Source organism: Saccharopolyspora montiporae (assembly GCF_015209505.1).
In the GTDB taxonomy this organism is placed as follows: Bacteria; Actinomycetota; Actinomycetes; order Mycobacteriales; family Pseudonocardiaceae; genus Saccharopolyspora; species Saccharopolyspora montiporae.
Genome location: NZ_JADEYC010000021.1, coordinates 105776 through 117234 on the forward strand (window position 1 = coordinate 105776; position 11459 = coordinate 117234).

11 protein-coding genes are annotated in these 11459 nt (G+C 71.0%); 2 read left to right on the top strand and 9 right to left on the bottom strand.

Annotation, left to right across the window (positions count from 1 at the left end; all coding sequences use genetic code 11):
- Positions 1–62: 62 nt before the first annotated feature.
- Positions 63–2468, top strand: coding sequence for a Tex family protein (locus IQ251_RS13755; protein WP_370591387.1), 2406 nt, complete (start codon positions 63–65; stop codon positions 2466–2468).
- A gap of 139 nt (positions 2469–2607) precedes the next feature.
- Here the strand turns inward: IQ251_RS13755 and IQ251_RS13760 are convergent, their stop codons facing one another.
- The 9 genes from IQ251_RS13760 to mftA form a co-directional block, all read right to left on the bottom strand.
- On the bottom strand, positions 2608–3564 hold the full coding sequence (locus tag IQ251_RS13760) for a zinc-binding dehydrogenase (protein ID WP_193928957.1): 957 nt from the start codon (positions 3562–3564) through the stop codon (positions 2608–2610).
- A 131-nt stretch (positions 3565–3695) separates the two neighbouring features.
- On the bottom strand, positions 3696–4388 hold the full coding sequence (mftE, locus tag IQ251_RS13765) for a mycofactocin biosynthesis peptidyl-dipeptidase MftE (protein ID WP_370591388.1): 693 nt from the start codon (positions 4386–4388) through the stop codon (positions 3696–3698).
- Entirely contained in the window at positions 4382–5764 is a 1383-nt protein-coding gene (gene mftF, locus IQ251_RS13770; protein ID WP_193928958.1) for a mycofactocin biosynthesis glycosyltransferase MftF, read from the bottom strand. The genes mftE and mftF overlap by 7 nt, the downstream gene beginning before the upstream one ends.
- Complete coding sequence (locus IQ251_RS13775) at positions 5761–6549, bottom strand: mycofactocin-coupled SDR family oxidoreductase (RefSeq protein WP_370591389.1); 789 nt, start codon at positions 6547–6549, stop codon at positions 5761–5763. Before IQ251_RS13775 ends, mftF begins: the two co-directional genes overlap by 4 nt.
- A gap of 35 nt (positions 6550–6584) precedes the next feature.
- Positions 6585–7778: a pre-mycofactocin synthase MftD gene (gene mftD, locus IQ251_RS13780; RefSeq protein WP_193928960.1), complete on the bottom strand. Its 1194-nt coding sequence runs from the start codon at positions 7776–7778 to the stop codon at positions 6585–6587.
- A 52-nt stretch (positions 7779–7830) separates the two neighbouring features.
- Positions 7831–9078, bottom strand: coding sequence for a mycofactocin radical SAM maturase (gene mftC / locus IQ251_RS13785; RefSeq protein ID WP_193928961.1), 1248 nt, complete (start codon positions 9076–9078; stop codon positions 7831–7833).
- A 34-nt stretch (positions 9079–9112) separates the two neighbouring features.
- Positions 9113–9397, bottom strand: a complete 285-nt coding sequence (gene mftB, locus IQ251_RS13790; protein ID WP_193928962.1) for a mycofactocin biosynthesis chaperone MftB — start codon at positions 9395–9397, stop codon at positions 9113–9115.
- A 36-nt stretch (positions 9398–9433) separates the two neighbouring features.
- Positions 9434–10543: an NDMA-dependent alcohol dehydrogenase gene (locus IQ251_RS13795; protein ID WP_193928963.1), complete on the bottom strand. Its 1110-nt coding sequence runs from the start codon at positions 10541–10543 to the stop codon at positions 9434–9436.
- Positions 10544–10572: 29 nt separating this feature from the next.
- Positions 10573–10677, bottom strand: a complete 105-nt coding sequence (gene mftA, locus IQ251_RS13800; protein WP_193928964.1) for a mycofactocin precursor MftA — start codon at positions 10675–10677, stop codon at positions 10573–10575.
- Positions 10678–10680: 3 nt separating this feature from the next.
- Between mftA and mftR the strand changes: the two genes are divergently transcribed.
- On the top strand, positions 10681–11376 hold the full coding sequence (mftR, locus tag IQ251_RS13805; RefSeq protein WP_370591390.1) for a mycofactocin system transcriptional regulator MftR: 696 nt from the start codon (positions 10681–10683) through the stop codon (positions 11374–11376).
- The last annotated feature ends 83 nt before the right edge of the window (positions 11377–11459 follow it).

Here is an 11459-nt window from a genome sequence, read left to right on the forward strand (position 1 = left end):
CGGCGTCGGGCAGAATGCTCGACCGGATCTGGCGAAGATCGCAGAAAAGGCGGAGCAGCAACGTGACGACATCTGTGCACCACAAGATCGCCGAGGAACTCGGTGTGCGCGAGCGGCAGGTGGGGTCCGCCGTCGAGCTGCTCGACGGCGGGGCGACCGTGCCGTTCATCGCCCGCTACCGCAAGGAAGCCACCGACGGGCTCGACGACAGCCAGCTGCGCCACCTGGAGGAGCGGCTGCGCTACCTGCGCGAGCTCGAAGAGCGCCGCGCCACGGTGCTGGAGTCGATCCGTTCGCAGGGCAAGCTCGACGACGAGCTCGAAGCGCGGATCAACGCCGCCGACTCCAAGGCGCGCCTGGAAGACATCTACCTGCCCTACAAGCCCAAGCGCCGCACCAAGGCGCAGATCGCCATCGAGGCGGGGCTGGAACCGCTGGCCGAGCTGCTGCTGTCCGCACCGGACAACGATCCGGAGACCAGCGCCGCCGAGTACGTCGACGCCGAGGCCGGAGTGGCCGACACCACGGCCGCGCTCGAAGGCGCCCGCTCGATCCTGGTGGAGCGCTTCTCCGAGGACGCGGACCTGATCGGCGAGCTGCGCGAGCGGATGTGGGCGCGCGGGCGGATGGTTTCCCGCGTGCGCGAGGGCAAGCAGGAGCAGGGCGCGAAGTTCGCCGACTACTTCGAGTTCTCCGAGCCGTTCACCGCCCTGCCCTCGCACCGGGTCCTGGCGCTGCTGCGCGGGGAGAACGAAGAAGTCCTCGAACTGGCGCTGGAGCCCGACGACGGCACCCCGCAGGACGAGCCCACCGACTACGAGCGGCGGATCGCGCAGCAGTTCGGGATCACCGACGGCGGTCGTCCGGCCGATGCGTGGCTCAACGCCGCGGTGCGCTGGGCCTGGCGCACCAGGGTGCTGACCCGGCTGGCCGTCGACCTGCGGTTGCGGCTGCGCCAACACGCCGAGGACGAGGCGGTGCGGGTCTTCGCCGCCAACCTGCGCGACCTGCTGCTGGCCGCACCGGCGGGCACCCGCCCGACCATGGGCCTGGACCCGGGCTACCGCACCGGGGTGAAGGTCGCGGTGGTCGACGCCACCGGCAAGCTGGTGGCCACCGAGACCATCTACCCGCACCAACCGCAGCGGCGCTGGGACCAGGCGGTGGACGTGCTGGCCAAGCTGGCCGCCGAGCACGCAGTGGACCTGGTGGCGATCGGCAACGGCACCGCCTCGCGGGAGACGGACAAGCTCGCCGGCGAGCTCATCGGCAAGCACCCCGAGCTCGGGCTGACCAAGATGTCGGTGTCCGAAGCGGGCGCCTCGGTGTACTCGGCCTCGCCGTACGCCTCCCGCGAGCTGCCGGACCTGGACGTATCGCTGCGCGGCGCGGTGTCCATCGCCCGCCGCCTGCAGGACCCGCTGGCCGAACTGGTCAAGATCGACCCGAAGTCCATCGGCGTGGGCCAGTACCAGCACGACGTCTCGGAGAGCAAGCTCTCGCACTCGCTGGACGCGGTGGTCGAGGACTGCGTCAACGCGGTCGGCGTGGACGTCAACACCGCGTCGGTCCCGCTGCTGACCCGGGTTTCCGGCGTCACGGCGGGGCTGGCCGACAACATCGTCGCGCACCGCGACGCCAACGGTCCGTTCCGCGAGCGCTCGGCACTCAAGGACGTCGCGCGGTTGGGCCCGAAGTCCTTCGAGCAGTGCGCGGGTTTCCTACGCATCCCGGACGGCGACGACCCGCTGGACTCCTCGGCGGTGCACCCGGAGGCGTATCCGGTCGTGCACCGGATCCTGGAGACCACCGGCAGCGAGATCGGCACGTTGATCGGCAACAGCGGGGTCCTGGGCGGTGTGCGCGCACAGGACTTCGTCGACGACCGGTTCGGGCTGCCCACCATCTCCGACATCCTGTCCGAATTGGACAAACCGGGGCGCGACCCCCGGCCGGAGTTCCGGACCGCGGAGTTCGCCGAGGGCGTGGAGAAGCTGGCCGACCTCACCCCCGGGATGCAGTTGGAGGGCGTGGTCACCAACGTCGCCGCGTTCGGCGCCTTCGTCGACGTGGGCGTGCACCAGGACGGCCTGGTGCACGTCTCGGCGATGTCCAAGAACTTCGTGAACGATCCGCACGACGTGGTCAAGTCCGGCGACATCGTGCGCGTCAAGGTGCTGGACGTGGACGTAGACCGCAAGCGCATCTCGCTGACGCTGCGCCTGGACGACGAGGCGGCCGGCGGGAAATCGAACCGCACGGCCGGTTCCGGCGCCGAGCGCGACGGCGGCGGGAAGTCCCGCGGGCGCAACGACCGCGGCGGCAAGGGCAGCAAGGGCGGCAACGGCGGTCAGGGCGGCTCCGGACGCAACGGGGGCGGCAAGCAGAACCGCGGCGGACAGCGCAAGCAGGAACCGCAGGGCGCCCTGGCCGACGCGCTGCGCCGCGCCGGGTTCGACAACAACTGACCGGCGGCGGGACGGGGACACCGCAGCCCTCGTCCCGCCGGCCGCGGCCGCTCACGCCCTCGTGCGTCGGCGGGGCAGGTGCGCAGCCCATCGCGGGCGAGCGCACCGCGCCGGATCCGGCCCGGACGCTGGCCGCCCCTCATTCGTACATCGCGATGAAACGGCCGATCACGCCGCCTTCACGGAGCTTGTCGATCGCGCCCGGGATGTCGGCGTGGGTGATGCGGTTCATCGGCGGGTTGAGCTTGCCCGTCCGCATGAGCTCGTAGATGCCGGCCAAGTCCTCCTTGGTGCCCGACTTCGAACCCCTGATGCTGAGCTGGTTGATGATGATCGGGTAGGTGCTGATGGTCGCTTCCAGACGCCCCATCCCGACCTGGACCAGAGTGCCGAACTCGGCCAACGTTTCGATCGCCGCCGACGTCGTGGTGCCGAAACCCGCGTAGTCGACGATCAGGTCCAGCTCCTTGTCCTGGAACGCGTCGATCGAGTCGGCGACACCGGCCAGGCCGATCTCGTCGGCCAGCTCCCGCGTGTCCGGATTGATCTCAGCCCCGTAGACCTCGGATCCGATCAGCGCAGCGCAGCGCGCGCCGATGTAGCCCAACCCGCCGAGGCCGATGACGCCGACCTTCATGCCCTCCTTCGCGCCGCCGACCACCATGATCGCGTGGTAGGCGGTCAACCCGGCGTCGGTCGCCATCGCACCGAGGTCGAAGGGAACTTCGTCGGGCAAGGGGACGAGGTTGGCGTCGGTCGCGCGGAGCTTGGGCGCGAACCCGCCGTCCCACTTGCCGTAGCCGAGCGCGCTCCCGTCGGGCGTCAGCGGAGCGAGACCGACGCGGTCGCCGACCTTCCAGTGCCCCATGCCCTCACCGACCTCGCTGATCACACCGGCGGACTCGTGGCCCATGGTGCGGGGAAGGCCCTGCTGGAACAGCGACATCCAGCCCGGGTCGTCGAGCGTCGTGACGTCCGAGTGGCACACACCCGACGCCTTGACGTCGACGACGACCTCCCCGGGACCGGCGTGCGGCTCCTCGACCTCGTTGTACTGCAGCGGGTTGCCGGTACCCATGAACTGCCAAGCCTTCATGCCTGACCCCCTCGTCGCCCCGAACTGCCGGGCCCAGTCTCCCCCGACATCGCCGGCCACGCCGCTCGCTGCGCTCGGCTCCCCGATCACCGGCGGGGGTGGTCATGCCGCTCATCGGCGCGGCCGGCCGCTCACCCGCCGAGGGGAGTCGCCCGGAAGGTGCCGACCGCCGCGGTCAACGAGGCCGTCCAGTCGTCGAGGATGCGTCGGCCGGCCGCGGCCGTGGCGCGCGTGGGATCGCCGAGGACGCCGTTGCTGCTGACCGCGCGGACACCGTGGTTGCGCAGCGGCTCGATGAGGTCGGGAAGCGGTGCCGTGGCACCGGTTTCCGCCCGCTCCGGGCTCACCTGGTCAGGATGCAGGTGCAGCATCACGGACGTCTCGGTGTGCCCGGCGTGGCTATCGTCGGCGGGGCCGGTCGGGGACCAGACGAGAAGAGGTCGCCCTTCGGAACGCAGCCGTTGCTCGGCGCGGTGCAGGGGTGCGCGGTTTCCGCCGTGCGCGTTGACCAGGACCGCTGCTGCGACGTCGTCGAGGGAGCGCACCAGTTCCACGACCAGGAGCTCCACCGCCTCCTGCCCGATGGAGACGGTGCCGGGAAAGCCGGCGTGCTCCCCACTGGACCCGTAGGGCACGGCGGGGGCGACAAGGACATCGGCGACCGCTGCGGCCAACCGGTGGCACAGCGCGGTGGCGATGGCGGTGTCGGTGCCCAGGGGCAGGTGCGGGCCGTGCTGTTCGGTGGCCCCGAGCGGTACGGCCAGCACCGGTGCCCGCCGCGCGAGCTCCGGCGAGGTCAGCGCACCGAGGGACCGGGTCAGCACAGCCCACCTCCGGTGAACTCCGGGCGCAGCGGCGCGGCGGTGCGCTCGCGGGCGCACCCGGCCCAGACCCCGGCGCCGTAGGCCAGGTCGTCGAGCACGCGCAGCACGAGCCACCGGTGGCCCCTTCCGGCTGCCTCGACGAGGCAGGGCAGCAGCGCGGCGAGGACCACCCGGCGAGCGCGCCGGCTGACCGCAGCGGCCGCGAGGGCGAGCGGCCACCAGGCCCGGCGGGTGGCTTCCGCGAGGAGCCGCCCGGCACCCGCGTGCCCGAGTCCGGCCAGGCGCAGCGATCCGGCGACCGGGAGGCCCCGCCCGCGGAGGTTGCGCGCCAGCATCGCCGCGGACACGGCGGCCACGGCCAGGGCGGACCGGTGCCGACCGGCGGCGAGCAGTGCCCAGGCGGCGGCGCTGTGGGGGGACATCTTCGCGGGGCTGAGCAAGCCGGGATGCCGGGTGGACAGCGGTGCCGCGGAGGTGCCGTAGTCGAAGCGTTGCCGCAGCCAGGAGCGCAGGGTCGGGCGCGGTTGGTGCCACACGACCGAGTTCGGGGCATATCGGACGGTGTGCCCGGCCTCGATGCATCGCCAGACGAGGTCGACGTCCTCGCCGAACCGCAGCCGCTGGTCAAAACCCCCGACCTCGCGCAACGCGGTGCGGCGGACCACCAGCGCAGCGCTGGGCACGTAGCTGACCCGGCTCATCGGGCGCACGATCGCGGGGCACGGACCGAGGTCCAGGCTGGACCGTTCCGCCTCGTAGCGCGCCACGGCGGTGTCGGCGGGAACGCTGCGAACCCGGGGCGCCACGGCGGCGACGGTCGGGTCCGCGAACTGCGGCAGCACCTCCTGCAGCCAGCCCGGTTCGGGCGTCACGTCCGCATCCAGGAAGGCCACCAGGTCGGTGCTCGCGCGCTGCCAACCCGCGTCCCGGGCAGCAGCCGGGCCGGCCGGTCGTTCGTGGCGCAGCACCGCCCGCCGCACCGGCACGTCGGAGCCGTCGTCGACGACGATCCGCTCGGTGAGCTCGCCGGTGGCGGCCAGCAGCCGCGCGAGGCCGGTCGCGTTGTTCCTGACCGGTGTCACCAGCGTGACGTCCGCCGGCCCGAACACCCCCGCGGGCGGCTCCGGATGGACCAGCCCGGCGGTGAGTAGCTGCCGGGCCAGGCCCTGCCGCGACCCACCGGTACCGACCGGCTCGCCGCGGATCCAGCGGTCCAGCAGGTGCGCGCCGCCCGTCTTGAGGCGGAGCAGCCGCAGCGGCGACCCGCCCAGCAGCACCCGGCCGCCCGCCGTCCGGCGCACCGAGCCGTCCAGGACCAGACGGGTCCCTCCCGGGAACGCAGCGGCAGCGGACCGGGGCGCGCCGCGGGTGCTCATGCGGTGAATCCCCCGTCGGCGTGCACGACGGTGCCCGTGATGGCCGACGCTTCCGGGGAGCACAGGAAGCACACGGTCGCCGCGACCTCCTCGGGTTCCAGCAGCCGTTCGGCGACCTGGTGGCCGGCGAACTCCTCGACGTCGGGCAGGTCGTAGACGTCGGCGGTGGCCGAGAGCATGTCCGTGCGCGTCGAGCCCGGTGACACCGCGGTGGCGCACACGCCGCTCCCCCGCAGGTCCACCGCCAGCCCGCGGACCAGACCGACCACGGCGTGCTTGGCCGCCGAGTAGGAGGCCAGCCGCCACAGGCCACGATGCGCCGCTGCCGAGGCCAGTGCCACGAACCGGCCCGCTCGCGGCTCCGGTCGCCGCAGCAACGCGGGGACCGCGGCGCGGGCCAGGTTCGCCACCCCGTCCACGCCGACGCCGAACAGCGCATCCCACTCGGTTTCAGGCGCTTCCCACAACGGTCTCCCGCCGGCCATGACCCCGGCCGCCCCCACGGCGGCGTCCAGCCCACCGAAGCGTTCCTCGGCCAGTGCCACGGCCGCGCGGAGCGCCTCGCGGTCTTGCACGTCTGCGACGACCTCGGTCACCGCACCGGGGTGTTCGGCGGCGAGCTCGGTCAGCTGGCGCTTCGTCGCCAGCGGGTAGTCGACCCGCGGATCGTCGGCGCACCGGTCGAGCGCGACCACGTGCCAGCCGGACCGGACCAGCTGCCGCACCACCGCTGCCCCGATCCCGCGGGCCGCTCCGGTCACCAGGGCTACTCTCGCCCCGCTCACGCGCGGATCCCCCGAATCGCGGGACACCGATCCGCTCATTCGGCCGCACCCGCGGTGCCGCCGCCGAGCGCGCGCTCGAAACCGGGCGGGACGAGCACATCCGAGCGGTCGAGTTCGTGGACCGAGGACTTGCCCAGGCCCAACACGGCGGAATCGACGCCGCCGCGCAGGATGTCGAGCACGTTCTCCACCCCGGCCTGCCCGTTGGCGGCCAGCCCCCACAGGTAGGCCCGTCCGATCATCACCGCCTTCGCGCCCAGCGCGAGGGCCTTGACCACGTCGCTGCCCCGCCGGACACCACCGTCGAGCAGCACCTCGACCTGGTGGCCGACCGCTTCGGCGATGCCCGGCAGCACCCGGATGCTGGCCGGCGTGCCGTCGAGGTTGTTGCCGCCGTGGTTGGACACCGAGATCGCCGAAACCCCCGCGTCCACCGCCCGCTTGGCGTCGTCCAGGCGGCAGATGCCCTTGAGCATGAACGGCCCGTCCCACTGCTCGCGCATCCAGGCGATGTCATCCCAGCTCGGCGGCGGGGTCTGCATCCATTGCCCGTACGCGCCGAAGAAGGTCGGTGCCTGCTCGCCTCGTCCGCCCACGTTGGGCACCGTCAGGTCCGGGATCCGCCGCTGCCGGAGGAAGGGCGCCAGCCACCGCGGGTGCCGCAGCGCCTGCGGCGCGTAGCTGAGCATGGTGGACAGGTTCATGCGTTCCGGGATGGCCGGGCTGCCCCAGTCCCTGCCGTGCGAGAACGACCAGTCCGTGGTCGCGATCAACCCGACCGCACCCGCGTCCTTCGCCCGCTGCATCCGCCGCAGGATCTCGTCGCGGGAACCGACCCAATACGTCTGGAAGAACGTCTGCGGATTCGCGGCGACCACGTCCTCGACCGGCTTGGAGGCGAACCCGCTGAGCCCCATCGCCGTGCCGCGGTTGGCCGCGGCCCTGGCCACGGCTACTTCCCCGTCCGGGTGGACGGCCTGCACCCCGGTCGGCGAGATCACCACCGGGAACGAGATGGGTTGGTCCAGAACCGTCGTGGCCAGCTCCCGCTTGGCCGACAACCCGGCCACGTGCGGGGCGAAACCCAACTCGCCGAAGGCCGCCTGGTTGTCCGCCAGCGTCGTGCCGCTCTCCGAACCGGCGATCAGCGCACCGTACACCGAGTACGGCAACTGTTTGCGCGCGCGCCGCTGCGCCTCGACCACGGTCTCGAACCAGCCACCGCCCATGGGACGACCTCCCCTTCCTGCCAACATGCCTGCCGTGCGCGGAACCTCGCGATCACGTCATCCCGGCCAGCGGACTCTCGTCGCAGGCGCGGTCCGGACGGCGCATCGACGGCAAGCCCAGCAGGACCCGCTGCTGGCCGTCCGCGCTCGGCCGCGAGTGGTCCCGGGCCGCGCGCGGGACGCCGTGCCGGTCGACATCGGCGAGAGCGGCTTGCCCGTGCCCCTTCACGCACTCCGGGTCCGGACCGTCCAGGGGCAAACCGGTGAAGAACTTCGCCGCCATGCATCCGCCTTGGCACGCGTCGTAGGCCGAGCACGACACGCACGCGCCCCCGGTCTGCGGCTGCCGCAGCTCGGCGAACAGCTCCGAATCCCGCCACACCGCGCCGAAACCGGCCTCGCGGACGTTGCCGGCGAAGAATTCGTCGTGGATGGCGAACGGGCAGGCGTAGACATCGCCGACCGGGTCGATCAAGCACACCACCCGACCAGCCCCGCACAGGTTCAACCCCGGGAGCTGCTCGGACCCCAATGCGTTGAGGTGGAAGAACGAGTCCCCGGTCAGCACGTTCTCACCGTTGTCGAGCAGCCAGCGGTAGATCTGGTACTGCTGCTCCGCGCGCGGGTGCAGCTCATCCCACACGTCGGCCCCGCGGCCGGACGGGCGCAGCCGGGTGATCCGCAGCTGCGCGTCGAAGCTGTCCGCGATGGCCTGGAAATCATCCAGCTGATCCACGTTCTGGCTGGTCATCACCACCGAGATCTTGAAGCCGCGCATACCCGCAGCAGCCAGGTTGCGCATCGCGGTCATCGCCGTGTCGTAAGATCCCGGACCGCGCACCGCATCGTTGACCTCGGCCGTGGCCCCGTCCAACGAGATCTGCACGTCCACGTAGTCGGTCGCCGCCAACCAGCGGGCCCGCTCCGGTGTGATCCGGAAACCGTTGGTGGAGAACTTGATCCCCACCTGGTGGTTCACCGCGTAGTCGACCAGATCCCAGAAGTCGTCGCGCACGGTCGGTTCTCCTCCGCCGATGTTGACGTAGAAGACCTGCATCCGCTGCAACTCGTCGATGACCGCCTTGATCTCGTCCGTGCTCAACTCGTCCGGATCCCGCCGGCCCGACGAGGACAGGCAGTGCGCGCACGACAGGTTGCACGCGTAGGTCCACTCCCACGTCAGGCAGATCGGGGATTCCAGGCCGTACTTGAACTGCTCCACCAGCGGGAGCGGTCCCGCGGTCTCCGGTGCGGCATCGGCCGTCACCGCGGGCGCGGTGCTTTCGCCAGGGCTCGTCATAGGAAAGCCTTTCGACGGACGTCGTGGTGCGCGGTCACACGGGGACGATCATGTCCGTGCGGGCCAGCGAGGCGAGCGCCCGCAGGTAGCCGTCCCTCTCCCGCTCGGGGACCTCGCCCGCCTCGACGGCCGCGCGGGCGGACCCGTGATCGGCCAAGCTCCGCACGACCGCCACCAGCCGAGGCGTCTTGAGGAAGGACAGCTTGCGCGTGCCGAAGTGGTAGGCCAGCGCCCCGAAGCTCTCCGGGCGCAACGACACCTGCGGATTCAACCGATAGGCGCCGTCCGGATCGAATTCCCTCTCGCAGCCCGTGATCATCGCCTCTTCCCGCAAAATCGATGCTGCCGTCGGCAGTCAGCTGAAGGTGATCACACCGCGGATGTTCTTGCCGTCCTCCAGGTCCTGATAGCCCTGGTTGACCTCCTCGAGGCGGTACCGGGTGGTGATCAGCTCGTCGAGCTTGAGCTGACCGGCGTCGTAGAGGCGCAGCAGCTTGACGATGTCGTACTGCGGGTTCGCCGAGCCGAACAGCGTGCCCTTGATCGTCTTGCCGAACAGGGTCAGTTCGGCACCGGACACCTGCACGGTCAGCTTCTCCGGGTTTGCCAGCCCCGTCACGACCACGGTCCCGCCCTTGCCGGTCATCGACAGCGCGCTCGACACGACGGCCTCGTCGACGACACCGACCAGGATCAACGCGCTGTCCGCGCCCTGCCCCCAGGTCAGCTCGTTGACCTTCTCCCGCGCCTGGTCGACGTCGGAGAACGCGTGGGTCGCACCGAACTTCACGGCTGTGGACCGCTTGAACTCGACCGGGTCGACGACCACGACGTGCTTGGCGCCCGCGTGCAGGGCACCTTGCACCGCGTTGATCCCGAGACCGCCCGCACCGAAGATGACCACGGTGTCCCCGGCCCGGACATCACCCGCGTACACCGAAGTTCCCCACCCCGACGGCACACCGCATCCCACGAGTACCGCCGTCTCCAGCGGCAGCCAGTCGTCGACCTTGACCACCGAGTGCTGCGAGATGGTCGCGTACTCGGAGAACGTGCCCAACATGCACATTCCGCCGTAATCGACACCGCTGCGGTGGAACCGGAACGACCCGTCGGGCAGGCTGCCGTCCAGGATGGTGGCCCCCATGTCGCAGAGGCTCTGCCGCCCGGTCGAGCAATACCGGCACGTGCCGCAGTTCGGGATGAAGCTGCACACCACGTGGTCGCCGGGACGCACCTTGGTGACGCCCGGTCCGACTTCCTCGATCACACCGGCGCCCTCGTGGCCACCCACGATCGGGAACCTCGGGGACAAGTCCCCGCTGGTGAGGTGCAGATCCGAATGGCACAGCCCCGCAGCGACGTAGCGGATGAGCACCTCGCCCTCCCGGGGGCCGTCGAGATCCAGCTCCACGATCTCGAACGGTTCGCGCGCACCGGCGAGCACAGCTGCTTTGGTCTTCATGAGATCCCTCGTTCCTCCGCTCAAGCGGCTCAGTAAACGCCGCACATTCCGTCGATCGAGACTTCCTCGACGAGCAGGTCCTCTTCGATCTCGTCCGGTGCCGGTGCTGCGTCGCCTTGCACGGGTTCGCTCATGAGATGCTCAACTCCTCCGCATCGCGGGGCGTGACGGCGACCACAACGCTAATGACATCCCGTGCCAAAATGGAAGACGGTATGGCGAGATCATCTTCCGGCCACACGTCCGGAGCAACGAGCGGCCGCGGTCGCCGCCCGACGACGAGCCGGCACGAGCTCGAAGAGGCGGCTTTCGCACTCTTCGAGCAGAACGGATTCGAAGCCACCACCGTCGAGGCGATCGCACGCGCCGCCGGAGCCGGGCGGCGGACGTTCTTTCGTTACTTCGACTCCAAGAACGACGTGGTGTGGGGCAACTTCACCGAGCAACTCGCGCTCATGCGGGCGCAGTTCCGCGCCTGCCCGCGCGATCGACCGCTGATGGAATCGCTGCGCGCGGTCATCGTCGAGTTCAACAGGATCGACCCCGCCGAGGCGCCGCGACACCGGCGCCGCCTGGAGCTGATCCTGCAGGTTCCGGCGCTGCAGGCGCACTCGACGTTGCGCTACGCCGAGTGGCGCAGCGTCGTCGCCGAATTCGTCGCGCACCGCCTGCGCGTCGCGCCCACCGCGTTGGTCCCGCAATCGCTGTCCTACGCCTGCCTCGGCGCAGCGCTGGCCGCCTACGAGCAATGGCTCCAGAACCCGGACGTCGAACTCTGCGACGCCATCGACACCACCATGCGGCTGCTCGCCACCGGGTTCGCCCTCGAATAGGCCGGCGCCCGATTCTCCCTCGTTCGCAACTGGCCGATCCCGCGGCGACACCGTAACCCGGTGGCCGACCGGGGGAGAGCACC

Excerpts from the sequence above, each read along its gene's own strand:
- mftF (WP_193928958.1), bottom strand. The coding sequence starts at position 5,764 with ATGAGCACCCGCGGCGCGCCCCGGTCCGCTGCCGCTGCGTTCCCGGGA.
- mftD (WP_193928960.1), bottom strand. The coding sequence starts at position 7,778 with ATGGGCGGTGGCTGGTTCGAGACCGTGGTCGAGGCGCAGCGGCGCGCG.
- mftR (WP_370591390.1), top strand. The coding sequence starts at position 10,681 with ATGCTCAACTCCTCCGCATCGCGGGGCGTGACGGCGACCACAACGCTA.
- mftB (WP_193928962.1), bottom strand. The coding sequence starts at position 9,397 with ATGATCACGGGCTGCGAGAGGGAATTCGATCCGGACGGCGCCTATCGG.
- mftA (WP_193928964.1), bottom strand. The coding sequence starts at position 10,677 with ATGAGCGAACCCGTGCAAGGCGACGCAGCACCGGCACCGGACGAGATC.
- IQ251_RS13795 (WP_193928963.1), bottom strand. The coding sequence starts at position 10,543 with ATGAAGACCAAAGCAGCTGTGCTCGCCGGTGCGCGCGAACCGTTCGAG.
- IQ251_RS13760 (WP_193928957.1), bottom strand. The coding sequence starts at position 3,564 with ATGAAGGCTTGGCAGTTCATGGGTACCGGCAACCCGCTGCAGTACAAC.
- mftC (WP_193928961.1), bottom strand. The coding sequence starts at position 9,078 with ATGACGAGCCCTGGCGAAAGCACCGCGCCCGCGGTGACGGCCGATGCC.